This window comes from Lactobacillus sp. LL6 (assembly GCF_007570935.1).
GTDB lineage: Bacteria > Bacillota > Bacilli > Lactobacillales > Lactobacillaceae > Lactobacillus.
The window spans coordinates 788980-815050 of the sequence record NZ_VLLR01000001.1 but is presented as its reverse complement, the minus strand read 5'-3'; the positions used below and the strand labels follow the sequence as shown (position 1 = coordinate 815050).

Here is a 26071-nt window from a genome sequence, read left to right as displayed (position 1 = left end):
TTTTTATTACTATTTAACTTTATTGCTTACAGGGGCAAAGGTCTTTCTATGAATTGGAGTTGGACCATATTTGTTTAAAGCTGCAATATGGATCTTAGTACCATATCCAGCATTTTTGGAAAAACCATATTCTGGATAAATTTTATCATAATCATCCATTAATTTATCTCTAAACACTTTAGCCACAATTGAAGCTGCTGCAATTGAATTAGATTTTGCATCCCCTTTAATAAGTTCAGTTTGAGGAACATCCAAAGGAACATTCATCGCATCTACCAAAAGAGCATCCGGCTTTTGTGATAAATTAAGCACTGCATCTTTCATTGCCAAACGGTCTGCTTCATAAATATTAATTTTATCAATTACTTTAGCGCTTTTTACTCCAATTCCTACAGCTACAGCTTGTTGTAAGATTTTAGGATATAATTCTAACCTTCTTTTGGGACTCAGTTTTTTTGAATCATTAACTTCTAAAAGATCAAAGTTTTCATCAATAATCACTGCTGCTGTAACTACAGGTCCTGCAAGTGGTCCTCGACCTACTTCATCAACGCCAGCAACAATTTGTCCTTTTTTCCAAAATTCTTTTTCATATTTAAATCTAGTAAAAAATTCTGCCTTTTTTTGAGCTAATTTTTCTTGTTTTCTAATATAGCTTTGCAATAATTTTTGAACACCACTTCTAGAATCTTGGCTAAGTTTTTTTAATTCTTCGTCACTAACTTGATCATTATTTAAAAGCTCTTTTATTTCTTTAATTGTCATTTTTTACTCTATCTAAAGTAATTCTACCAATTTTACCTTTTCTCAATCTTTGTAACATATAAAGTGAAAAACGGTCGTAGTCATCTCTCATCCCATAAACATTGGTCATAGCCAGCAAAAGATCAGGATCACTAATATTTTCAATTGTTTCTTTACTTGTCCGCGCAAACTTCACTAAATCATTCATGTAATACTTGCGCAAATTCTTTAAAACAAATAAAGCTACATCGTCTGCATGGAAAATACTGTCTTTTATTGCACCAAATGCTGCTAATTTATAGCCTACTTCTTGATCCTCAAATTTAGGCCATAAAATCCCTGGTGTATCTAAAATTTGAATATTAGTTTTAGTTTTTAACCAGGTTTGTCCTTTAGTTACTCCGGGCTTATTACCAACTTCAGCAACATTTCTTCCTACTAAACGATTGATTATTGTCGATTTACCGCAATTTGGAATCCCTGCCAGAGCAATTCGGATTGTAGGGTTTGATGCACCCTTTTCCTCTAACTTTTTAGTTTTAGCACTAGCAGCTTTTTTTATTAAATGAATTAAAGCTTGCATATTTGTGTTATGGAGTGAATCCATTGCCATTACGAATTTTCCTGGTTGCTGTAATTTCTTTTGCCATAATTTAGTCATTACAGGATCTGCTAAGTCAGCCTTGTTCAAAATAATCAAATGAGGCTTATTACCTACCAATTCTTCAATCATTGGATTACGTGAAGCTTGCGGAATTCTTGCATCTAGAACTTCCACGATTACATCAATCAACCCTAATTTATCTTCTAATTGATTACGAGCCTTATTCATGTGACCCGGATACCATTGAATTGTTGCCATAATACTCTCTCCTTTTTTATTAAAAACTATTCTTCATCATGTAAGAATATCACTTCAGCTAATAAAATTTGCCTATACAATGACCTAAAGCTACTACGATATTCTTGTTTTTGCTGAGCGATTTGACCTAAATAATTTCTTTCTAACCTAAAGGCATATCGATAAACTTCATCTCGAAATTCTCTTTCATTAGCTGAAAGTTCTGGATTTCTAATAGACTTTTTTAACTCACGCAAAAAATCCTGCATTGAAGTTTCATTAATTTGTGCATTAAGATCAAATTTTATCTGTTTTCTAATTTTTTTAGGAAGATAAATTTTATCAAGTTCTTTTAATGCATAATCGACCATTTTTCGTCTAATTTTATCTATTTCTTCTTCTTGTTCTAAATCGGTTTTTTCTTTAGGTAAAATAAATTTAAATAATATAGTCGGAATCACCATACTCAAGATTATCAAAACAGCTTCACTAAATAAAATCAAGTGAAAGTTATTATTACTAATCAAAGTATGATCTAGTGTATAAGCTAAAGCAAATGTTACTGCTCCATGAATCCCTCCAAGAGCAAAAATCCATGCATCTCTATTTGATAATCTTTCCACAAAAAAGCTATATAAATACCTAACTATTATATTAGCAATGTATAAAATTATACCAATCCAAATTGCTAAGTCAATTCTATTAGGCAAAAGAGCTCCGTTGCTTGTTTTTACTATAGTTAAGCCTAATCCAATAAAAACAATAGTATTCAAAAAATCACTTATAAAGTTACTTAATTGAGTACTATTATAAATCATGTATACATTAGTTAAGCGACTTCTTTCAAATTCAGCACGATGTACTAACCCTGCAACTACAACAGCAATAATTCCTGAAACATGAAGCCATTCTGCAAAATAATATAATAAAAATGGTGTTAACAAATAAATGGCAATTAAAGCATTAGCAGGATTGTAGCTTCCCTCTACGAACCGTAAATCAGTACGTACTAATTTTTGTCTAAATATAACTAAAATACCTGCTACCATTAATCCTAGAATAATTCCTCCACCAGCAGAATACAAAAAACTAGTTACAGTGTGTGTTATTTCGAGCTTTTTGGATAAATACCATGTTGTTGCCATTTCTAATAAAATAATTCCCGAGGCGTCATTAAATAAGGATTCATTTTGTAAATATTTGCTGACTTTGCTTGGCATTTTTAGACCGTGGATAACTGATTCTGTAGCTGTAGCATCAGTTGGAGTTGAAATTGCAGCTAGGATAAAACTTAGTGGTAAAGCAAGTCCTATCAACCATTTTATTCCAAAAGCTGCTACCACAGTTGCAATAATAATCATAACAACTGTAATACTGACAATCGACTTCCAACGTCGAGCAATTGCATATAAGCTATTATTTTGACCTTCGAAAAACAACAAAGGTGCTACAATTAATCCCATAAACACTTCTGGATTTCCAATAAATATTTCAGTATTAATTTGAGGAATTAATGCTATCAAGATCCCAATCATTAAAGCTACATAGTTTACTGAAATTTTACGAAAAAGCCAATTTTGAACAATCATAGCCAAGCAAGAGCTTAAAACTAAAAGTGTTATGCCATAAAGTATCTGCATATATGTAACTCCTTTCAATAAAAAAAGCCCCCCTATAAGGACGACCATCTTCTAATATGCCATTTTGTCTTCATACATTCTATATGCTTCATCAAACACTGACATACTTGCTAAATAACTTCCATTCAGTTCTAAATAATCGGACAGTTTTTCATAATCCTGTTCCTGCTTAGGAAAAGTCATATCATGCTGTGCATTATTTGCAAACTGAGATATTTCACTCTTAGAATCTGGATCTCTAAGAGTCATTAAATAACGATAAAAACTTTCTCGATAAGCCATAAGTTACTCCGTATAATAAAGAATTGCATAAGCACCATTTCCTGCGTGAGTTGCAATTATCGGACTAGTTTCTTGAACCAAGACATTAATATTAGGATTAATTGCTCGAATTTTATCAGCTAATTCTTCCATAGCTTCTGGAGTATCTACATAAGAAATCCCTACTTCTGGGATTCTATCTTTATTTGCTTCAATATCAGCTAAAACTCGTTCATCAAATGCCTTTGAAAATTTTTTGCCACGTCCTTTTTTAGCAACAATTAACTGTCCATTTGGCATATGAAGTTCAATTCTAATATTAAGAAGTGTAGCAATCTTTCCTGATAAAGCGCCAAGACGTCCACCCTTAATCAAGTTCTTCAAGTCAACAACCATCATTCGTAATTTTTGACTCTTTTTGATTTCGTCAACATGTTTAAGAATCTCTTCAATACTTTTGCCTTCTTGTGCATCTTTGGCAGCTGCTAGAACCTGAAATCCTTCAGCGCGGTCAGTTAACTCTGAATCAACCAAGTGAACATGGTCTGATTGTCCTGCAATTTCTGCTGCTTGTCTTGCTGCATCAATTGTACCACTAAGTGCTTTTGCCAAGAAAATTCCAACTACTTCACTGCCATCTTTTGTAAGAGTTTTAATTGTTTCAGCAAAACGTCCTATTGGCGGTTGACTAGTTTGTGGAAGGTTTTTAGCTTCATTCATTTTGCGTACAAAGTCGCTACGGCTTATATCTACTCCATCAATATAAGTCTTACCATCTATAGAAATCGACAATGGAACAACTGTAATGTTGTATTTTTCAATTTCTTCTGGTGTTAGTTGAACAGATGAATCTGTCATAATTTTAATTTTTGACAATGTATTCGCCCTCAATTCTAATATACTTTTTTATCCTGTGATAAAATATAAGCATGTATATAAGCTAGTATATCAAAAAAATTAATTAAAAAAACTAGAAAAAGGATGATAAAAATAATTATGAATTTAAAAGAGCTATGGCAAGAACCAAAAGAACGCTCCAAAACATACTATATTTTAGACAATATTTTTAGCGCTATAACTCATGGAATAGGATTTGGATTATCTGTCGCTGGATTAGTAGTACTTATTGTAAGAGCTGCTCATACAGGAAGTGCGATGAGAATTGTAACTTTTACTATTTATGGTTCATGCTTAGTTCTGTTATATTTATTCTCCACTTTATACCATAGTTTGATTTTTACAAAAGCAAAAAATGTTTTTCAAATATTTGATCATTCATCTATTTTTCTATTGATTGCTGGATCCTATACTCCATATTCCTTAGTTGCAATTGGTGGCGCATGGGGCTGGACTTTATTTGGATTAATTTGGGGATTAACTATTTTTGGTATTTTATATTATATTTTTAATCGTGGAAAACATGTAATATTTGATACTATTTTATATGTCGCTATGGGTTGGCTAGTAATTTTATCAGGAGGCTATCTTTATGTGCGACTTAGTCCAGTAGGATTTTGGTTATTAGTTAGTGGTGGAGTAGCTTATACAGTAGGTGCAATATTATTTACAATGCGTAATGTACCATTTATTCATGTAATTTGGCATATGTTCGTAATGTTGGGATCGATTTTAATGTACTTTTCAATTTTACTGTATGTTTAAAAGAGCCAGGATTTTATCCTGACTCTTTATTTTTATTAATTTTGTTCTTTTATAAATTTTTTGATTGCTACTTCTGAATTATCTAATTCATTGGAAACAACTTTTTCTTTAATTTTATCAAGCATTATCCCTAATTTGGGACCAGGTCGAACTCCTTGCTGAATAAGAAATCTGCCATCTATAGCAAGCTCAGAAGCATTTTTTATCGGCAAAGAGGTATAACGATCAACTAATACTTTTGAATCAATTGGTTGACCTAAAATATGCGCTACATCAATAGTATTAAGGAGTGTATCTTGCCCTATCTTAAATAGTTCATAATCACTTGGAATTCTTTCTGCCAATAAATCAAATAGTTCCACGATTCTTTCAACTGAATCAGTAGTTGCATTGGAGTTTTTCCAGTCTCGCATAAAACCAGTTATCTTATTATTAGGCAATTTTAATAAAATGATTATAATTGACCAAAGACTTGTTTCCAAAGTAGGATTAAATTTCAAACTTGGAAAAACAGCTAATAAGTTACTCTTTCCAGCAAAATCAGGTACATTTTCACTTAATTTAGTATCCAAAAATATTTGAAAGGCTTGTCTTGAATGAGGTCCCAATCCCATTTTTACAAATTCATCGCGAATTCTTTCAACTGAAATTTTTTGTAATAACTTATGATTATCTTTAATAGCTTGTTGTGTATTTTCTTCTAGATTAAACTCTAACTGACTCATGAATCTTACTGCACGCATCATTCTAAGAGCATCTTCATGAAAGCGCGTCTCGGGATTTCCCACAGCTCGTATAACACGCTTTTTCAAATCTTCTAAACCATTAAATAAGTCAATAACTTCTCCATCAGTATTCATTGCTAAAGCATTGATAGTAAAATCTCGTCTTTTTAAGTCTTCATCTAGGTTTTGTACAAAAGTAACATGATCAGGTCTACGATAGTCCTGATAACCAGATTCCGTTCTAAAAGTAGTAATTTCATAGCTTTCTCTATTAAACAAAACTGTAACTGTTCCATGCTTAATACCTGTATCAATTGTCTTTTCAAACAATTCTTTTACTTCTTCTGGATAAGCACTAGTTGCAATATCTACATCATGAATATGTCTGTTCAATAGTAAATCTCGTACAGAACCACCCACAAAGTAGGCTTCAAACCCAGCATCTTCTAATTTTTTTAGAACAGGCATAGCCTGCATAAATATTTTTGGTAAATTTTCTATTTTCATTATTAAACCAACTCATTTTTCTTATTAATTTAGCGTTTAACTTTTATTATATCGCATTATTTAATTTTGGGTGTGACTTCTTTTTTGTTAGTTTTATTTTTTTTGTTAGTTTTATTTTTATTGTTTGTTTTTTAATTTAGTAACAACTTATTATAAAAATATTAACAAAAAAATAAAATCTAACTGCTAATCAGCTAGATTTTATTTTTTATAGATATTGATTATATAAATCTTGCATCTCATCATCTTCTGGAACTAATTTTAAGTAGTTTTGTAGCAACTGTTTAACTACATCTTTTGAACCAGCTTCATTATTAAAGAAAACAATCATTTGCTTTAAGAAATCTGAATTATTTTTAAAATCGGGATAAGCTAACAAGAACTCTCCCCTTGCTTTTTCACGATTATCCATTTCTTCATATGACAATGCCATATTCCAGTGAGCCTGTGGCTCTATTTCATCATCATTTAAGTTTTGGAATAAATCTAAATTTTCTTCATTCTTATTTTCATGCAAATACAAGTTAGATAATTGTAGTCTCAAATCACTATTATCTGGGGCTATTTCTAATCCCTTTTTTAATAAATCTTCCGCAGTAGATAAATCGTTTAAATTAGCAGCTGCTTTAGCTCCTAACGAATATAAAGTTTCATCTAATTCGTTATAAGCAAGACCCGCTTGAGCAGATCGCAAAACTTGATCATCATCATGTTTATACTGATATGCTTGCGCTAATAAAGGATAAGCATTAACATAGTCTGGACTTTGATCAATAACTTCATCAAGATATTTAATAGCTTGATCATCATCATTCACCGAAAGCATCACAAGACCTGCCTGATACTTACTATCAATATCCAAAATAGCACTACTATTATTGCGAATAACTTCCGCAGCATCTTCATAGCGACCTAATTTGGCCATAGTTTGAAACTCACGCTGAACTAAATTTACTTCACCAAAAGTTTTTTGAGTTTTTACCAAATCTTGATATAAAGCTAATGCTTCTTCATATTCACCGCTCATGTAATCTAATTCTGCTAAGCCAAACTTAATTGCAACTTCATCAGGAGCTAATTTAAGTGCCTTCACTAATTTGCTTTTTGCAGTTTCAATAAAACCATTAGTTTGATAATAGTCTGCTTGAATCAATAAACTATCTAAATAAGCAGCTGAATCTTCAGAAACATCATATAACAAAGATAATCCATCATCATCATTACCATCATTTAACAAAATTTCAGCTAAATAGACCTTAAATAAATCCTCTTTAGGAAATTTAGCAATTAATGCACGATAAACTTCCTTAGATAAATTAGTAAAGCCATAATTAGTTAAATTTTCAGCAAGTGAAGCTAATACTTCTGGTTTATCGTTATCAAGTGCTTGTTTAAGTAAAATCTTTTCTTGTGAAAAATCATGATTTTCAATTGCATCTAATAATTGTTCTGAGTAAGTCATATTTTCCCTCCATCCAAGTTTATATTTTACACAAAAAAGCACTTGGTACAAAACCAAGTGCTTTTAAATTAAGAAGCAAATTAATCCTTCACTGCATCCTTAAGAGCTTTACCAGCTTTAAATGCTGGTACATTGCTTGCTGGGATTTCAATTTCATCACCAGTTTGTGGGTTACGACCCTTACGGGCTGCACGATGACGTACTTCAAAAGTACCGAAACCAATCATTTGAACTTTATTACCTTCTGCAAGGTTCTTTTGGATTGCACCAAAGATTGCATCTACAACTGCAGTAGCTTGTTTCTTCTTCATATCAGTTGCATTAACAACTTCTGAAATCAATTCCGCCTTATTTGCCATATTCAATTCACCTCCTAAAAATTTTCTAAATTACGAATAATTAAAGAAAATTTTATTACTAAACAAAAATATCATAAAAACCTTACTGTAACAAGTTTTTATACAATATTTATTACTATTTTCGTTTACGTGGAATAATTTTAATAGGTGTACCTGTGAAATCAAAATTTTCACGTAATTGATTTATTAAGAATCTTTGATATGAAAAGTGCATTAATTCAGGGTCATTAACAAATACTACAAATGTTGGAGGATCAGTTTTAACCTGAGTCATATAGTATACACGTAATCTCTTGCCTTTTACTAAAGGAGTTGGTACAAGTTTACTTGCTTCAAGAAGCAAATCGTTAAGTACACTAGATTGAATTCGTTGATTTTGATTTTTGTATACTTTTTTAACCATCTTAGGAATTTGTTCTAATCTTTGACCTGTTTTTGCAGATACAAATAAGATTGGCGCATAATCAAGATATTGAAATTCTTGTCTAATAACTTTTTCAAAGTCTTTAGCACTAGTACTATTTTTTTCCGGCAAATCCCACTTATTAACTAAAATAATGATTCCACGACCCGCTTCATGTGCATATCCGGCTACGTGCTTGTCTTGTTCTCGAATACCAGTACTTGCATCAAGAACCAAACAAACCACATCTGAACGTTCAATTGCGCTCATAGCACGTAAAACAGAGTACTTTTCGGTTTTTTCGTAAACTTTCCCTCTACGACGGATTCCTGCAGTATCGATAAGCTTAAACTTTGTATCGTCAGCTACAAAAGGAGTATCTACTGCATCTCTAGTAGTGCCCTCTTCATTAGCAACAATTACACGTTTTTCTCCTAAAAGTTTATTAACAATAGATGACTTTCCGACATTAGGACGTCCAATCATACTAAAAGAAATTACATCATCATCTTTACGATCCAGATCTTGTGGGAATTCACTCACAATTTTATCAAGCAAATCACCAATACCTGTCCCATGACTACTTGAAACAGGAATTGGATCACCTAAGCCCAAACTATAGAAATCATAAATATTGGCTCTTTGTTCAGGATTATCGGCTTTGTTAACTGCTAAAATAACCGGCTTTTTAGTTCTATATAAAAGCTGAGCTACCTTTTCATCTAAATCCGTTACCCCATTAACCACACTAGTTAACATAACAATTACATCTGCTTCTTCGATGGCAATTTCTGCTTGAGCACGAATTTCTTCTTCAATCTTACCATCTTCCCAAGTAATCCCACCTGTATCAATTACATCAAACTTACGTCCTAACCATGTAGCTTGAGCATAATTTCGATCACGAGTCACTCCGGGTTTATCTTCTACGATTGCTAAACGTTCATTAATTATACGGTTAAATAATGTTGATTTTCCAACATTTGGACGACCAACGATTGCTACCACTGGTAAAACCATATTTCCGCCTCCTTAAATAAATTATTTTAATTAATAAAAAAAGCCGACATTGTCGGCTTTTTTATCATATGATTATTGACGGTCCTTTAATTGGTCACCAATAATGTCACCCAATGCAAAGCCGTTGTCGTCACTGCTCATGTACTTCTTATTTACTGAGTTTTCATTGCGTGAACGACGTGGACGAGAACCTTCTGATGAAGCGTTAGGATCTGCAGCCTTGATTGAAAGTGAGATTCTTCTATCGTTAGGGTCAATGCTCAATACCTTAACCTTAACAGTTTGACCAACCTTCAATACATCGCTTGGCTTGTCAACGTGCTTGCTTGAAATTTCTGAAACGTGTACCAAACCTTGAATACCGTCAGCAACTTCAACAAATGCACCAAAGTTAGTTAATGACTTAACTTCACCTTCAAAAACATCACCTTCAGTTAAGTCAGCAGTTGCTTGTTCAAATGGTGAAGGTTCTGTTTGCTTAATTGACAAGGAGATACGATGTCTGTCATCGTCAATACCGATAACTTTAACCTTAACATCTTGACCAGCCTTTAATACATCACTTGGCTTATCAACATGCTTGTAAGAAATTTCTGAAATGTGTACTAAACCGTCTACACCACCAACATCGATGAATGCACCGAAGTTAGTTAAACGTGAAACCTTACCTTCGATTACGTCACCCACAACTAATTGTGATGCAACACTTTCAAATGCTTCTTCACGTTCTTCTTCAATCAAGTCCTTGTGTGAAAGAATCAAACGATTCTTGTTTGGATCGATTTCAGTGATCTTAAGCTTCATTGTCTTACCAATGTAAGGCTTCAAATCTGAAACATAACGGTTTGAAATAAGTGAAGCTGGTAAGAAACCACGAGTACCAACATCAACAAGTAAACCACCACGTACTGATGAAGTTACAGTACCTTCAATTGGATTACCTTCTTCGTAGTCCTTTTGTAACTTATCGTAAGCTTCTCTTTCCTTCAAGCGAGTAACTGAAAAGAAAAATTCACCATTTTCCTTATCGCCACCAGCTCTTCTTAATACCAAGGCCTTGAACTTGTCGCCAGACTTAACTAAGTCACGTAAGTCTGCATTACGGTCTGCAGTGAATTCACGGCGAGTGATTACACCTTCAACACCGGCGTTTTCTACACCAACATCGATTTGGCCGTCTTCAACGTCTAAAACTTCGACATCGACAATATCTCCGACCTCAACTCCTTGCATTTGCTTTAATGCGTCTAAAAATTGATTACTGTTTTCTGACATATGTACCTCCCAAATATCATGTCCCATTTTAAATGAAAATCAGATATTTTTCTACTGTTTTGGCTTATTTTTTTACTTTTTTATTTATTTTTTTATTTTATTTAAGATTTCATCAACAACTTGATCAATTGTCATGCTAGTTGTATCAATCTCAATAGCATCATTTGCCTTTTTTAAAGGTGAAATTTTTCTATGAGAATCCTTATAATCTCTAGCCGCGATATCTTTTTCAATTTCTTCAACTGTCTGATCAGTTTGAATACCACGTTCTTTAAAATCTAAAAGACGACGTTCAGCGCGTGATTTTGCAGATGCAACTAAAAAAATCTTTACCTCTGCATTTGGAAGCACTGTAGTTCCAATATCTCGTCCATCCATAATAACATTAGTATGACCTGCCATATTTCTTTGCAAATCAACCATCTTTTCACGTACACCAGCTAAAGCTGATACTTGGGATACATTAGCGGAAATATCTGGTGTGCGAATCTCAAGAGAAATATCCTTGCCATCTGAATAAACTTTTTGTTCACCATTTTCAGATTTCAATTCAATTCCATCCTCATCAATTGCCTTTAAAATACCGGCTTCATCACCATAATCTAATCCATGATTACGTGCGATGACGGTACAAGCACGATACATTGCACCAGTGTCGATATATACAAATGACAATTTTTTCGCAATAATTTTTGCGACTGTACTTTTTCCTGCTGATGCAGGACCATCAATTGCTACTTGCATTTCACATAAGAAAAGTTATTCAACTTTTCTATCCTTTCTCAAAATTTACTGCTCATCTTGCAGCTTAAGTGTTTGACCAGCATTAACGCCTGAATCTGAATCTAAATCATTCAAATCTGCTAAAGCGCTAACACTCATGCCATGTTTAGCGGCAATACTTGAGAGTGTATCGCCTTCTTGCACAACATAAACCTTCGGAGTTTCAGCAGATGAAGAACTGGATTGCATAGTTTCAGAGCTTGAAGAACTACTCATCGAACTTGATTTAAGCGAGCTAGAAACTGCAGTTTGCTTATTTTTGCTCTTTTTAGCCTTTATTTTAGGTTTAGACGCATTCTTCTTTTTAGAAGATGAGTTTGCCACCATAGTAGTTTTGGCTGGCTGAGCAGCGCTTTTTTGACGCTCAGAAGCAAATTTATGAACAATAGGGATCAGGGCAATAATAATGACAATTAATATTATAATTATTGCACCCCAACGACTTGATCCCATATTATCATCATGGGAATTAACTCTAGACTCAGTTGGTCGTTCAACATGCTTGTATGGTCCTTTTGGTTTTTGATCCATTTGGAATTTCCTCCAATCCACTTAACTGCTTAATTTTAGCACAATTAATTGTTTCTTTGAATACCAAAAAAGACCAGCCAAAAGCTGATCTTTAAAATTAGTTATTTATATTAAATCTTCGTCTCACAAAAGGTTTAATGTTTTTTAGCGTGGCTTCAAAAAGTAAATATACCACTATACTATTAATTACACCTTTAAGTAAATTAAACGGAACAATTATCCCAAATATATAGGCATTCAGTGATGGTAAATGCAAAAACTGTCCTAAATATACTTTTTCGGTAAAATTCATTAAAGCACCATAACTTCCAATAGATGGAAGATTAGGAACTGAAAATAAAGCATACATCGGTGTCAAAATAAAAGCATTCAGCAAGGATAAAATTGCTGTCATTGCTACAATACCAAGTACTAATCCAAAAATTGGCATTAAATATCCTTTTAAAGTTTTACGATTTGTTTTTGTTATATTCTTTGATAACACATAAAATGGTATTGCAAATGAAATTGATGCTAAAAAAGCTGCTAACTGTCCTACAATGCTCATAGGATTAAAACCGCTAAAAATCAAACTCAACAATGATCTGATAAGTGCAATAAAAATACCTGGAACTGCTCCAAAAATGAACATCCCTATTGTAATTATTACATCAGAAAAATCAAACTTTAAAAATCCAACTCCTGGCATGATTGGAATTTCAAACTTCATTACTACAAATGAAATAGCTCCAATTAATGCATACGCAATAATATTAGCTAAACTGCTAGAGCGTTTATTAACGTTCTCCATAATTGCTTACCTCCGTATAAAAACAGGTCTGTCGCTTCAGCAACAGACCTTATTAAAAGTAAGCATATCCTCTTTTAACTAAGCCTGTCTTCTTCCATCTAGACTATACTATCGGTATCCTTACTCGGATTCAGCCACCTAAGTGGGTCGCGGACTTCCACCGCCGGTCGGGACTTTCACCCTGCCCTGAAGACAACAAACTTAAATATCAAATTACAATTTCAGTTTAGTCTAAGTGTTTTAATCTGTCAACTTCATTATGCGATAATTCGCGATACTGTCCCGATGTAAGTGATTTCAAATCTAAAAATGCATAACGTTCTCTTGACAATTTTAATACTCGATGACCTACTGCTTTAAACATTTTTTTAACTTGATGATAATGTCCTTCATGAATTGTTAATTGTACAATTTGAGTATTTTTACGCTTATCTGTATGTAAAATCTTTACTTTAGCTGGTGCACTTTTATGTCCATCAAACTTTACTCCGTGAGTCAATGACTTAATTTCTTCTGGTGTCAAAATTCCAGAAATCTTGGCAACATAAACTTTTGGTACCTCATGCTTAGGATGCATCAATTTATTAGCCAAACTTCCATCATTAGTCATCAACAATAAGCCTGAAGTATCATAGTCTAGTCTACCAACTGGATAAATCCGATATGGAATTTCATCAAAGTAATCAACTACAGTTTTTCTACTTTTGTCATCATTTGCAGTCGATACAACTCCTCGTGGTTTATAAAAAAGATAAGTATGCAAACTTTCTCTTTCTATTGGTTCACCATCTACAGTGATATTACTAAAAGTTTCTACTTTAGTTCCTAATTTAGTAACAACTTTTCCGTCTACTCGAACTCTACCAGCAACAATCATTTTCTCTGCTTTTCTTCTAGATGCAATACCAGCTTCTGCAATAACTTTTTGCAAACGTTCTAATGCCATTATTCTTCCTCCTTTTGATTTCTATCAAATAAATCTACTTCTTCATCTTCAACTGCCAGGTCATCTTCAAAATCTTCGATTACTGGCAAATCAGCTAAACTTTGATAACCGAAATATTGTAAAAAATAATCTGTAGTAATATATAAATTTGGATGACCAGGTGCATCTTTTTTACCACTTGCTTTTATTAAGCCACGCCAAATTAATGTTTGGATAGCACCAGAAGAATTTACTCCACGAATATCATCAATTTCAACCCTGGTAATTGGTTGACGATAAGCTACAATAGACAAAATTTCTAATGCAGATTGACTAAGAGTTTTTGAAACATCTTTTTGAAAATATTTTTCAACTGTAGAACTTACTTCTGGCTTAGTAGCCAACTTGCAATTATTGTTGATTTGAAGCAATGTTAAACCAGACGAACTATCTGCAGATAATTTTTGCGTTAATTGCTGTAATAAAGTATCCACTTCAGTTTGACTTAATTTTAATAAATTTTCTAAAGATTCTTTACTAATGCCATCATCGCCTGCAATATATAACAATGCTTCTAACTCAGCCAATTTAGTCATGATTATCAATTCTTTCTAAAGTTAAGTCTCCAAAATTTCTTACTTGCTTTACTATGCATTGATGGTTTTTACATAATTCTAATAATGCTAAAAACAGCCCAATTACATCTGAAATATTATTAAAATTATCCACACAAGAAAAAAAGCTCACTTGCCTTGCTTGGTTAAGACGATTTTTTAAATATACAATCATATCATCGATTGATATTTCTTCCATCTTAATCATAGCCTTGTCTGAATGCTTAACTTTCATTCGACGCAAAACTAAAGCAAAAGTATTAGCTAGCTCCGAAGATGTAATTTGTCCTAAAGGTAATGGCTGTACCTTATTATCTGTAGATACACTAGCCTCTTTAGAAACAGTTATAGGAATTTCATCGTTTCTATCCTTGAAATAGCCTGATATTTTCTTAAAAAGTGAGTACTGAACCAATTGCTGAACTAATTCATCTCGGGGATCTTCTTCTTGACTTTCTTCATCAATAAAATCATTTTGCGGAAGTAAATACTGTGATTTAATTCTTAACAGAGTTGAAGACATGACAAAGTATTCCCCTGCAATTTGTAGATTTAACCTTTGCATCTGCTTTAAATATGCTAAATACTGACTAGTAATTTGTGCAATGGGAATATCATAAATATCAATTTCTTGAGACCTAATTAAGTGTAATAGCAAATCTAATGGTCCTTCAAAATTAGGCAATTCTAGTGTCAAATTTTTATTCATCAGAATTATTCAAGTCCTTTATTAAAAATGTATATTCTGGAACTGCTGTGACAGTTAATTTAGGATGACTAGTAGCTAAATCTTTTAAAATAGCTATTTCATATCTTTTTTCTCTAAATCCTGGTGCTAGTGAAAGATAGCGTACAATAATAAACTTTCTATTGATTTGCGTTCCAATTACTCCGATAACATTATTATCTTCATTTTTATATAAATATAGTTTAAATTCTTCACTCTCACGATTAAGTTTAATTTCTTCTTTAAGATTTTCAAGATTTTTAAAATCTGACAAATAGGATAATAGTCCCATTGCGACTTTTTCATTATCTTTTTTATATTCGATTAACATTTTTTCACCTATAAACGTGGATGAGAGTTTAAATACACATCCAAAATTCTTTTTTGTGATAACTCTCTCTGAAAGATATCATTACCAGTATATCCTAAAATCGCCTGTACCACTTGGAGATCAGCACCATGATTTAATAAATGTACAGTAAAAGTATAGCGAAGCATATTAGGTGTTACATTTTTTTCTATGTTTGCATTCTTACAAGCACGCTTTATAATTTGCCAAATTGCTTGTCTAGTTATCTTAGTAGCACGATTATTTAAAAAAAGATTTTGACTACTCGATTCTTTTTTATGCACAAGAGGATTTCGAACTTCTTTTTCATATTTTTCAATCCAATTTAAAGCCTTTTTATTAATTGGAATTAACCGAGACTTGTTACCATCATGAATCTGGACTAACTGTAAATCTTTATAAACATCCTGCACTCTTAAATTTACTAATTCACTAGTTTTAATTCCAGTAGCATAAAATACCTCAAGAAGAGCCCTATCTCTGATACCATTTTTTTTATTAGTATCTATTTTTTCTAATAACTGGACTATTTCATTTTCAGTTAGAGCAGTTTGGTGTTGAACTTTTCTATCAGGGGCATCAACTTCCAGCATAGGATTAAGTTTTTGAATATTCTGTCTTGCCAGCCATTGATAAAACTTATTTAAAGTTGAAATCATTCTTGTCACAGAACTGTCTGACTTTTCTTGACTTTGCCTTGCTAAAAAAGCATTAATATCAATAACATCACTGGGCCAAGATTTAATACCTTCAACCTGCAAAAAGTTTATAAATTCAGTTAAATCTTGCTTATAGGCTAGAATAGTATTGTTGCTTAAGCCCTTTTCTATTTTTACAAATTCTAAGTAACTGTTTATTTGATCATTTAACCTATTCATCTTCAGATTTTTCTGGATCATTAATCATGGTAATAGTTCCAGCATCCTTATCTTCTACAATCAAGTTTGCTTTCAACAAATGTCCTAGTGCTCGTTTAAAAGCGGATTTAGATATGCCAAAATAATTTTTTATATCTTGTGCATCAGATTTATCGTAAAATGGTAAAGTTTTACTTTCTTTTCTTCTTAAACTCATTAAAATCATTTGAGCATCATCATCAATTTCTTCAAACGCACGAGGTAAATTACTTAAATTTAACCGTCCATATTGACTAACTCCAATTACGCGCCCTTTAAATTGCTCTCCTAATCGCAATTGACGTCCCATTTGAGATTCATGTACAAAAGCCAAATAGTAATCACTAGTGATTACAAATGCACCAATATCACGACTTGCATAAACGGTCCCAAAGACATTTTTGTTTTTCATGTCTTTAGGGAAATTTGCAGCTAATTGTTCAAAAATATTCTCATCAGCTAATTTTGCCCAAATTCTATCTTTCTCATCAGTTTCAAGACGAACTAAAAGCTTATCATCCTTTCTTGGCCAGCGATTTTTATCAAATGGAAGATCATCCATCGATAAAACAACGTCTTTATCTGGTAAGCCAATGTCTATAAATACACCTAAACCCGGACGAGTTTCTGTAACTTTTCCCCAACCATATTGATCTGGTTGAGCAAATGGTAAAAACTGTGTCATTTCACGATCATGGTTTTTATTGTCATAGATAAATCCTTGAATTTCATCTCCTACTTTTGGAATTTCATCTTGAGTAAGTTCATGTTTTTTTAGTTCATATGTAATACCATCAATTTGAACGTAAAATGCGTCCTCATTTTGATCAATAATTTTTCCTTTTTCAATTGTTCCAAGCATAAATATTCTCTCCTAATAGATTCATTAATAATAGTATAAGAGAAAAAGCAATAAATTAAAATAGTTAGCATCTTTATAACAAAAAAATAGCTAGTCACTTAAGACTAGCTATTTAAACTATTTAATTCTATGAATTAAAGGTTTGAGATTTCGCCTTGGTAGATAGCACCACGACGTGCATCAACAGTGATAGTTGAACCATCAGCAATCTTTTCAGTTGCATCAGTAGTACCAACAACAACTGGGATACCTAATGATAAACCAACAACAGCTGCATGTGAAGTCAAACCTGAAGCTTCAACAACTAAACCTGCAGCCTTCTTGATTGCTGGCATGTAATCTGGGTCAGTAGTCTTAGCAACTAAGATGTCGCCTTCCTTAACCTTGCTGTTTGCTTCTTCTGCTGAAGTTGCAACAACTGCCTTACCAACAACTGAGCCGTTACCAACACCTAAGCCTTGTGCAAGCTTGTTACCGATGATTTGAAGCTTCATCATGTTAGTAGTACCTGATTCACCAACTGGAACACCAGCAACGATGATTACAAGGTCACCATCCTTAACAAGACCTTCTGCCTTAGCAACTTCTGCAGCCTTTTCAAACATGTCATCAGTTGATGATGGCTTGTCTGCCAATACTGGAGTTACACCCCAAACAACTGCTAATGAGTGTTGAATCTTTTCATCGAAAGTCATAGCAACAATATCAGCATTTGGACGGTACTTAGAAATCATACGTGCAGTGTAACCTGACTTAGTTGCTGCAATAATAGTCTTAACGCCTAATTCTTGAGCAGTACGTACAACTGATTCACCAATAGCTTCAGTAACGTTTGAACCCTTGTAGTCTTCAAATCTTTGAAGAGCTAAAGTGTTACGCTTAAGCATTTGTTGTTCAGTACGTTCGTCAATTTCAGCCATTGCCTTAACAGCGTTAACTGGGTACAAACCATTTGCTGATTCACCTGAAAGCATAGTTGCATCAGTACCATCAAGAACAGCGTTAGCAACGTCTGAAACTTCGGCACGAGTTGGACGTGGGTTTTCTTGCATTGAGTCAAGCATTTGAGTAGCAGTAATAACTGGCTTACCAAGTGCATTAGCTTTTCTAATCAAGTTCTTTTGTACAAATGGAACTTCCATGAATGGAATTTCAACACCCATGTCACCACGAGCAACCATCAAACCATCTGAAACTTGTAAAATTTCATCAGCGTTGTCGATACCTTCTTGTGATTCGATCTTAGGGAAGATCTTAACGTAGTCAGCACCTGCTTCTTCACAAAGTTCACGGATGTCTAAGATATCTTGAGCCTTACGTGCGAATGAAGCAAAGATAAAGTTAATACCTTCCTTCAAACCAAACTTAATGTCGTTAGTATCCTTTTCAGTGATACCTGGGAGGCGAATTTCAACACCTGGTGCGTTAACACCCTTCTTTGAACCGATTAAACCAGTGTTTTGAGCTTCACAAACAAGTTCTTGATTTGCGTCGTCCTTTTCCTTGATCAAAAGATCAACCAAACCGTCATCGATTAATACGTGACCACCAACATGAGTATCACCGTACAAGCCCTTGTAAGTTACGTAGATCTTGTCCTTGTTACCCTTCTTAGTGTCATCCATTGAAATACGGATAATGTCACCAGTGTTAATAGTGAACTTGCCGCCTTCTTGTTCAGTAGTTCTAATTTCAGCACCCTTAGTGTCAAGAGCGATACCAAGTGGTCTACCAAGATTCTTTTCTACTTCACGAACCATGTTCATACGTTCACGGTGTTCATCGTGGTCACCGTGTGAGAAGTTGAAACGGAATACGTTTGCACCAGCTTCAGCTAACTTAGTAATAGTTTCAATATTGTTTGAAGCTGGCCCTAAAGTACTAACAATCTTAGTTTTTTTCTTCATTATAATTAAAATCCTCTCCAAAAATTGACTAATTATTCTTAGTCATTTCTTCATTAACATCTAACAATGTGAAATCGCCTTGGTGCTTACCATCGAAAAGATCAAGGATGTCATGGGTATTAAGCTTACCGCCTTCCATACCGACAGCCAAGCCACCCTTACCTTCAAGAAGCAAGTTAACAGCAAAATTACCCATCTTAGTAGCATTCACTCTATCTTCAACAGTTGGTGAACCACCACGTTGCATATGACCAAGCACATTGCCACGAGCATCAAAGTCACCATACTTCAAGAGTTCATCCTTGAACTTATCAGCATCCATGACACCTTCAGCTAATACTACAAGACCATGGTCTTTGCCATCAGCAAAACCACGCTTAAGAGTTTCTGCAATTTCCTTCATGTCGTAAGGACGTTCAGGAATAACAATTGCATCAGCTCCACTAGCTAATCCTACACGCATAGCAACATCACCACAATCGCGACCCATTACATTAACAATGAATACGCGGTGGTGACTACTTGCTGTATCGCGAATCTTATCGATTGCGTCCATGGCAGTACGACAAGCAGAATCATAACCGATAGTATATTCAGTATAAGGAATATCGTTATCGATAGTTCCTGGAAGACCTACTGAATTAATACCAAGACGAGTCAAAGCTAAGGCACCATGATATGAACCGTCACCGCCGATAACGATGACAGCGTCGATACCATGCTTTCTTAATTGTTCAGCACCCTTTTTTTGCACTTCTTCTTGTGCAAATTCTGGATAACGAGCTGAATATAAGAAAGTACCACCTTGGCTGATCTTATGGTCGACATCTTCTGCTGTAAGCGGAATAAAGTCACCGGCAACTAATCCGGCAAAACCATAACGAATGCCAAAGACTTCAAGTCCGTGATGGATTGCAGTCTTGGTAACGGCTCTGATTGCTGCATTCATGCCAGGGGCGTCGCCACCACTGGTTAAAATACCAATCCGTTTCATGAATTCACCTCATCATGATAATTTGTGTAATTTCTCACATCAAATAAATATTAACATTTTTTTGCTAAAAAATCTCAAAAAAAGTGGTTTAATTTACTGATTTATCAATGTTTTTTACTGTTTGCGCTTACAAACAGCTTCTATTAAGCAACCACAAATTTACATTTATTCTACAAATTGTACTTCACGCAAATTGGTAAGGAGATACTGTTTACGTTGAGGATCAAATTTATCATTTTGAACACGCAAACCTAATATATATATTTTCCCTTCACTTAATTTATTACTGATTTTTTCATATACTTGCGGAAAAATTGTTATATCTTGCGAAGTGGTTGTATCTTCAAAAACAGCAAACGCCATTGCATCACCTTTTTTAGTTCTAATTTGCTTTAGTTTAATAAGTCTACCAACACTAATTCCAGTTTCATTAGCAAAAAACTGATTCAATGGTTTAGCATTAAATTTTTGAGCATATTTTTGTATAGCAATCAATGGTGAAGCAGCAGTTGAAAAACCTAAAACTTCTTCTTCCATCTCAGCTTTTTCCCTAGCTGTTACTTCATGGGCTTCAGACATTCTGATTCCGCCTAAACTCTCTGATAGAGACAAATTGTCCCCTGTTAATCGAATATTCTCAACAATATCTGCACAATTTTCAAGCAATTTATTTCTGTTGGGCTCAATTGTATCAAAAACACCAGCTTTAATTAGTGCCTTAATTGCATCTACCTGCAAAAATTTTGAATCAATTTTTCTTAAAAAATCACTAAGATTTTTTATCGGCTTTTTTAATAAAACAATTTGCTGAATAAAATCATTTCTTAATCCCTTAATCGCTTTTAACCCTACTAAAATTCTACGATTATCAAGCGTATAGTCAATCATACTTTTATTAATATCTGGTGGCAAAATTTTAATTCCAGCTTCTTGAGCTTGAGCAATATAACTCTGTGTTTTTTTACCAGCTCCTCCAGCATTTAATAGTGCTGTAAAGAAAGCATCAGGAAAATGAACCTTTAAATATGCTAACCAAAATGCAATTTTAGTATAAGCTACAGCATGCGAACGATTGAAACCGTAATTTGCAAACTGCTCAATATAATTATAAACACGTTCACCGACTTCTTGAGGATGTCCATTTTTTATAACCCCATTTATAAATTTTTGACGTTGCTTATCAATAATTGCTTGCTGTTTTTTCGACATTGCTCGCCGTAATAAGTCAGCTTCTCCTAAAGAAAAACCTGCCAAAACTTGAGCTGTTTGCATAACTTGTTCCTGATAAACCAAAATACCGTAGGTAGACGATAAAATTCTCTTTAAACTAGGGTCCGGATATTTTATAGGACTATTACCCTTTTTACGAGCAATAAATAAATCAATATTTTTCATAGGACCTGGTCGATATAAGGCATTTACTGCTACTAAATCTTCAAAATTGTCTGGATGAAGCTTAGTTAAAACATTTCTAATTCCATTAGATTCAAATTGGAACACCGCATCTGTATTGCCTTTTTGAAAAAGCTCAAGAGTTTCACGATCATTAAGCAGAATTTTATTAGGATCAATGTTAATTCCTTGACTACGAATTAGGTCTAATGTATTTCCCAAAATTGTTAAATTACGCAAACCCAAAAAATCAATCTTTAAAAGTCCTAATGATTCAACATATTTTTTAGTTTGTTGAGTTATAGGAATTCCTAGTTGACCAGCTTGAAGACCAGAAATCCCAGCAATTGAATCATCACTAATTACTAACCCAGCTGCATGAATAGAATAATGTCTTGGTAAATTTTCAATAGCTCGAGCAGTTTGAAAAAGCAATTTATTTTCTGGTGTTGAGTCTACTATAATACGAAAATCACGAGATTGTTCATAAGCTTCGTCTAAACTTATTTTGCCTTTAACTCTAGGAATTGCTTTAGTCCACTTATCTACTTCCACCAAACTATGACCAAAGGCTCTTCCTACATCCCTAATAGCTTGTTTTGCAGCTAAGCTACCAAAAGTTAAAATTTGAGCAGCATGGTCCATCCCATACTTTTTATACATATACTTTATTACATCATCACGCCGATTATCAGGAATATCAAGGTCAATATCTGGCATTTCATGACGAGCTGGATTTAAGAAACGTTCAAATAGCAAATTATACTTTATTGGATCAACTTGAGTAATCTTTAATGCATATGACACTAGTGATCCACATGCAGACCCTCTCCCAGGTCCAGTTGTAATATTTATTCGATGACAATAATTAATGACATCCCAAACAATTAAGAAATAATCATCAAATCCCATCTGATTAATAATCTTAAGCTCATATTCTAATTGTTTTTGATACTTTATAGGAATATTATGATTTTCAAACTTTTCTTTAAGTCCTTTTTGAGCTAAATAATATAAATATTCTTGTGATGATGGAAATTGAGTTTGATGATATTTAGGTAAAACTGGCTTTTGAAATGTAACTTCTGCTGTACATTCCTGAGCAATTTTCCAAGTATTTTCAAGGGCTTCATCTAATCCAAATTCATGATACTTCTCTACCAGTTCACTACTTTCCATCATAAAATGCGAACCATTTTGTTTAGATAATGGAATGATATTCTGAAGTTTGTCATTATTTTTAATTGCTGTGAGTGTTTTTTGTAAAAATTGCTGCCGTGGATATAAATATTGCACATCCTCTACACTAACTAAGGGTAAATTAAACTGCTTAGCTAAACTTTGTAAGTAATTAATATAGTCTTGTTGATTTTTATTCGCATATACTCCCAAATACAATGAGCTTGTCGTAGAAATCAAACTTTTTAACTCTCTCAAATAATCACTGCCAAGATTTTGGTTACTTTCATATAGTCTTAAAAGTTCACTATGAACATTAGCTGTTGTAATTATAATTAAATTGTCTAAATATTTACTTAACTCTTTTAAGGTTAAAATTCTTTTATTTTCACCATTTTCTGTAAGCAAATTAATAGCACTAGAAAGTCTGAGCAAGTTTTTATATCCTTGATTATTTTTAGCTAGAACTATCAAATCATATTTTTCACTAGAATCAACTAACCCATTAATTCTAATTTGCATCCCTAAAAGTGGTTTAATTCCTACTTCATTAGCTACTTCAAAAAAATTCACTAATCCATAAGTAACATTAATATCAGTTAGTCCAACTGCCTCATATCCCTTGTCTTTTGCTGTTGTCAACAAATCTTTTATTTTAGTTGGACTTTGCAAAAGAGAAAAACTACTAAGATTTTGAATTGCTGCAAGTTTCATTTTAACCACCTTTCTTATGTTAAATTAATTATACCAAATCCATTTATTCAGTTTGAAAATAGACTCAAACTTTGCTAAAATTCATCTATGAAAGAAGGAAATAACTATGGGTCGTTTTATCGTAACAATTATCTGGAGCGTTATTTACATGCTCGTAATCGGCTTTATCGCTGCTCCTTTAACTCAAAGTGTATTTGAACCTAAAGAAGCTCTTTTAATCGGAGTTATTTTCGGTGTTCTTTTCGCACTTATCATTCCAGCAATAACAGCTGGCTCACATAAGGACAAGAGCAAGTATAGCAAGCTTAACAGATAAAAAGCAAAGAAAATAACCAGTTGGTGCTCAATTTAGCATCAACTGGTTATTTTTTATCTTAATAAAATTTGTAATTTTTCTTAGTATCTACCTTAACTTCACCATGAGTCAAATATTCAGTAAACATCTGAACATAATCTTTATCCAAAGTCATATCAATTTTATCTACACTATACTCAGGATAAAATCCTCCACCCATAGCTCGATAATTATTAACAGCTAAATAATAAGTCTTATCATCTTCAAGAGACTTTCCATTTAAAGTTAAGTTTTGGATTCGTTCTCCTACAGGCTTAGAGATGTCAGCTTCATATTTAACTGGATAAAAGACATCAAAATGATATAGTTGTGGCTTTGGCGTAATCCAGCGATCTAAGAATTTGATTTTTCCATTATTATCTTTTTCCAAGAAACTAGCACTATGTTCAATTATATGGCGTAATTCTTTACCTGTTAATTTCACACGGCACAACTGATTTGCATAAGGATAATTTAATAAAATATCACGCAAGGTTACAGTTTTATCAAATCCTCTAGCTACCTCACTCATTACCGCAGTTGCAGAAACATCTGCTTTAGTAAACCATAATTGCATCTGTTGCAATAAATTAATAAACGGTGCACCTTCTAAACGTCCCTTCATAGCATTTTCAATTGGAGCTGACTCACTTAATTCAGCAATGGGTTGGTCTAGCCATTTTTGAGTATCAGAATCCAGATCTTTTACAATATTAACTACTTCAGGATCAGGATCATAATCTTTAGTATCGACTAATTTAGTTGACATTTCTTTGATTTTTTTAGTTTTATCATCAATATCCAAGATTACTTCCGCAATTGCTTCACCGCGATACCCCGGCTGAACAATTGCTGTGTCTCGAGTAACTAAATTAAGTCTGCGATGTTGGTGACCAGTAAGCATCACATCAACTTCAGGAATTTCTGTTAAAATCTTATAACCTTCGTTTTCTCCTCGATGAGGTTCTGTAGCTTCTCCGGTGATAGGATCACTTTCAAATCCACCATGATACATTACAGCTAAAACATCAACTTGTGGGCGCAGAATTTTTGCATAATGTTTTATTCTTTCAAACGCAGAAACAAACTTCAATCCCTCAACATGTTCTTTAGGTTCCCAATGAGGTACATATTGAGTAGTAATTCCAAGAAGTCCAACTTTAATCCCTTGTTTTTCAATAATTACATATTCTCGTCCAAAAGCTGGCACATTAGTTTCTGCATCAAGAACATTATCGTTTACCATTGGCGCCTTATTATTATCAATATAATAAGCTAAATAATCTAAACCAAAATTAAAATCATGATTTCCAAGACACCTTGCATCATACCCTACTTCATTATAGGCATCAGTAAACTTGCTCAACCCCGAATAATTCTTTAATGAATGCGTATATGAGGCCAAAGGTGATCCCTGTAAGCAATCACCTGCATCTGTTACAATTACGCTATCAGCGCCGTATTTCGCCTTTTCAGACTTAATAGCTGAACTTACACGACTTAATCCAATCGGCGCATCATATCTTCCTCTGCTTTGATAATCAGTCGGAAGCATAAAACCATGTGTGTCACTTGAATGTAAAAATACTAATTTCATATTTCAAAAACTTTCTAAAATATATAATAAAAAAAGACACCGACCGGTGTCTTTTTTATTAGTTATTGCCGTTAGCGTTGTTAACAACTTGACGACCCTTGTAATAACCCTTTGGTGAAACACGGTGGCTTAAGCGGTATTCACCAGTAGTTGCATCATAGTGCATTGCTGGTACTGAAAGCTTAATGTGACCACGACGTGAACGTTTCTTTTGCTTTGAAGTATGTCTTGCAGGAACTGCCATTATTTTGATCTCCTTTATTATAATATTTAAGTCTCAAGCTAATTCAACAGCCTGATTAACTCACGTGATTCAATGATACTATTGAATCATCAATAAATCAAGGTTAATTAATTTTTCTTCTTATGAAAATTTTTATCTTGTCCCAAAAACCAGCCTAATAATACTCCAATAATTACCATTACAACAAGCACAATTATTAACGGCAATTTAACTTTAAAGAAACCAAAGTTGATTGCAACAGGGCTTGTATTCATTACTACAAAAATCACAGCAATTAAAGCTACTACTAAGCTGATAATTAAGTTAACTTGTTTTTTCTTATCCTCCATTTATA

The 26071-nt window shown here is 33.4% G+C and carries 27 protein-coding genes and 1 riboswitch; of the genes, 2 read left to right on the top strand and 25 right to left on the bottom strand.

The annotated features are described in order from the left end of the window. Positions 1-9 precede the first annotated feature (9 nt). Genes FOD82_RS04150 through FOD82_RS04130 form a run of 5 tightly spaced genes read right to left on the bottom strand, consistent with a single transcriptional unit; the run spans position 10 to position 4362 of the window. The gene (locus FOD82_RS04150; RefSeq protein ID WP_144355230.1) at positions 10-765 is read right to left on the bottom strand and encodes a ribonuclease HII; all 756 of its coding nucleotides are present in this window, start codon (positions 763-765) and stop codon (positions 10-12) included. Then, entirely contained in the window at positions 755-1606 is an 852-nt protein-coding gene (ylqF, locus tag FOD82_RS04145; protein WP_144355229.1) for a ribosome biogenesis GTPase YlqF, read from the bottom strand. The genes FOD82_RS04150 and ylqF overlap by 11 nt, the downstream gene beginning before the upstream one ends. A 26-nt stretch (positions 1607-1632) precedes the next feature. Then, entirely contained in the window at positions 1633-3225 is a 1593-nt protein-coding gene (locus FOD82_RS04140) for a cation:proton antiporter (protein WP_144355228.1), read from the bottom strand. 51 nt (positions 3226-3276) lie between these two features. Then, on the bottom strand, positions 3277-3507 hold the full coding sequence (locus FOD82_RS04135; RefSeq protein WP_144355227.1) for a YozE family protein: 231 nt from the start codon (positions 3505-3507) through the stop codon (positions 3277-3279). Positions 3508-3510: 3 nt separating this feature from the next. Next, a complete protein-coding gene (locus FOD82_RS04130) occupies positions 3511-4362 on the bottom strand; it encodes a DegV family protein (RefSeq protein WP_144355226.1) in 852 nt (283 codons plus the stop codon). Between the two features lie 120 nt (positions 4363-4482). Here FOD82_RS04130 and FOD82_RS04125 point away from each other — a divergent pair, with 120 nt between their 5' ends. Further along, complete coding sequence (locus FOD82_RS04125; protein ID WP_144355225.1) at positions 4483-5148, top strand: hemolysin III family protein; 666 nt, start codon at positions 4483-4485, stop codon at positions 5146-5148. Positions 5149-5183: 35 nt separating this feature from the next. Here the strand turns inward: FOD82_RS04125 and FOD82_RS04120 are convergent, their stop codons facing one another. The 17 genes from FOD82_RS04120 to FOD82_RS04035 all read right to left on the bottom strand — a co-directional run bounded on the left by FOD82_RS04120 (position 5184) and on the right by FOD82_RS04035 (position 23562). After that, complete coding sequence (locus tag FOD82_RS04120) at positions 5184-6383, bottom strand: CCA tRNA nucleotidyltransferase (protein ID WP_144355224.1); 1200 nt, start codon at positions 6381-6383, stop codon at positions 5184-5186. A gap of 205 nt (positions 6384-6588) precedes the next feature. Further along, the gene (locus FOD82_RS04115) at positions 6589-7842 is read right to left on the bottom strand and encodes a tetratricopeptide repeat protein (protein WP_144355223.1); all 1254 of its coding nucleotides are present in this window, start codon (positions 7840-7842) and stop codon (positions 6589-6591) included. Between the two features lie 80 nt (positions 7843-7922). Continuing rightward, entirely contained in the window at positions 7923-8201 is a 279-nt protein-coding gene (locus tag FOD82_RS04110; RefSeq protein ID WP_144355222.1) for an HU family DNA-binding protein, read from the bottom strand. Between the two features lie 115 nt (positions 8202-8316). Next, positions 8317-9624, bottom strand: coding sequence for a ribosome biogenesis GTPase Der (gene der / locus FOD82_RS04105; RefSeq protein ID WP_144355221.1), 1308 nt, complete (start codon positions 9622-9624; stop codon positions 8317-8319). 72 nt (positions 9625-9696) lie between these two features. Continuing rightward, positions 9697-10899, bottom strand: a complete 1203-nt coding sequence (gene rpsA, locus FOD82_RS04100) for a 30S ribosomal protein S1 (RefSeq protein ID WP_144355220.1) — start codon at positions 10897-10899, stop codon at positions 9697-9699. A gap of 84 nt (positions 10900-10983) precedes the next feature. Then, entirely contained in the window at positions 10984-11643 is a 660-nt protein-coding gene (cmk, locus tag FOD82_RS04095; protein ID WP_144355219.1) for a (d)CMP kinase, read from the bottom strand. A gap of 45 nt (positions 11644-11688) precedes the next feature. Further along, positions 11689-12213 carry an SAG1386/EF1546 family surface-associated protein gene (locus tag FOD82_RS04090; RefSeq protein WP_144355218.1) on the bottom strand — a complete coding sequence of 175 codons (525 nt, stop codon included), beginning with the start codon at positions 12211-12213 and terminating at the stop codon, positions 11689-11691. Positions 12214-12310: 97 nt separating this feature from the next. Continuing rightward, positions 12311-13003 (bottom strand): ECF transporter S component, encoded by a 693-nt coding sequence (locus tag FOD82_RS04085; protein WP_144355217.1) that lies wholly within the window; start codon positions 13001-13003, stop codon positions 12311-12313. 82 nt (positions 13004-13085) lie between these two features. Further along, positions 13086-13201: riboswitch (FMN riboswitch) on the bottom strand. A 28-nt stretch (positions 13202-13229) separates the two neighbouring features. Then, positions 13230-13949, bottom strand: a complete 720-nt coding sequence (locus tag FOD82_RS04080; RefSeq protein ID WP_144355216.1) for a pseudouridine synthase — start codon at positions 13947-13949, stop codon at positions 13230-13232. Next, positions 13949-14527 (bottom strand): SMC-Scp complex subunit ScpB, encoded by a 579-nt coding sequence (gene scpB, locus FOD82_RS04075; protein WP_144356014.1) that lies wholly within the window; start codon positions 14525-14527, stop codon positions 13949-13951. The genes FOD82_RS04080 and scpB overlap by 1 nt, the downstream gene beginning before the upstream one ends. Continuing rightward, positions 14517-15251: a segregation/condensation protein A gene (locus tag FOD82_RS04070; protein WP_144355215.1), complete on the bottom strand. Its 735-nt coding sequence runs from the start codon at positions 15249-15251 to the stop codon at positions 14517-14519. Before FOD82_RS04070 ends, scpB begins: the two co-directional genes overlap by 11 nt. Continuing rightward, positions 15244-15600, bottom strand: a complete 357-nt coding sequence (locus FOD82_RS04065) for a reductase (protein ID WP_144355214.1) — start codon at positions 15598-15600, stop codon at positions 15244-15246. Before FOD82_RS04065 ends, FOD82_RS04070 begins: the two co-directional genes overlap by 8 nt. Before the next feature lie 8 nt (positions 15601-15608). Next, positions 15609-16502 carry a tyrosine-type recombinase/integrase gene (locus FOD82_RS04060; RefSeq protein ID WP_242450215.1) on the bottom strand — a complete coding sequence of 298 codons (894 nt, stop codon included), beginning with the start codon at positions 16500-16502 and terminating at the stop codon, positions 15609-15611. Beyond that, positions 16489-17376, bottom strand: coding sequence for a S1-like domain-containing RNA-binding protein (locus FOD82_RS04055; protein WP_144355212.1), 888 nt, complete (start codon positions 17374-17376; stop codon positions 16489-16491). The genes FOD82_RS04060 and FOD82_RS04055 overlap by 14 nt, the downstream gene beginning before the upstream one ends. Positions 17377-17510: 134 nt before the next feature. Next, on the bottom strand, positions 17511-19283 hold the full coding sequence (gene pyk, locus FOD82_RS04050) for a pyruvate kinase (protein ID WP_144355211.1): 1773 nt from the start codon (positions 19281-19283) through the stop codon (positions 17511-17513). A gap of 28 nt (positions 19284-19311) precedes the next feature. Beyond that, complete coding sequence (pfkA, locus tag FOD82_RS04045; protein WP_144355210.1) at positions 19312-20277, bottom strand: 6-phosphofructokinase; 966 nt, start codon at positions 20275-20277, stop codon at positions 19312-19314. Positions 20278-20442: 165 nt separating this feature from the next. After that, positions 20443-23562 (bottom strand): DNA polymerase III subunit alpha, encoded by a 3120-nt coding sequence (locus FOD82_RS04035; protein ID WP_144355209.1) that lies wholly within the window; start codon positions 23560-23562, stop codon positions 20443-20445. A 106-nt stretch (positions 23563-23668) separates the two neighbouring features. Between FOD82_RS04035 and FOD82_RS04030 the strand changes: the two genes are divergently transcribed. Next, positions 23669-23878, top strand: a complete 210-nt coding sequence (locus FOD82_RS04030; protein WP_144355208.1) for a YjzD family protein — start codon at positions 23669-23671, stop codon at positions 23876-23878. A 58-nt stretch (positions 23879-23936) separates the two neighbouring features. Here the strand turns inward: FOD82_RS04030 and FOD82_RS04025 are convergent, their stop codons facing one another. The 3 genes from FOD82_RS04025 to FOD82_RS04015 form a co-directional block, all read right to left on the bottom strand. Then, positions 23937-25493, bottom strand: coding sequence for a bifunctional UDP-sugar hydrolase/5'-nucleotidase (locus tag FOD82_RS04025; protein ID WP_144355207.1), 1557 nt, complete (start codon positions 25491-25493; stop codon positions 23937-23939). 58 nt (positions 25494-25551) lie between these two features. Continuing rightward, entirely contained in the window at positions 25552-25737 is a 186-nt protein-coding gene (rpmF, locus tag FOD82_RS04020; RefSeq protein WP_144355206.1) for a 50S ribosomal protein L32, read from the bottom strand. A gap of 107 nt (positions 25738-25844) precedes the next feature. Then, entirely contained in the window at positions 25845-26066 is a 222-nt protein-coding gene (locus FOD82_RS04015; RefSeq protein ID WP_144355205.1) for a lipopolysaccharide assembly protein LapA domain-containing protein, read from the bottom strand. Between the last annotated feature and the right edge of the window lie 5 nt (positions 26067-26071).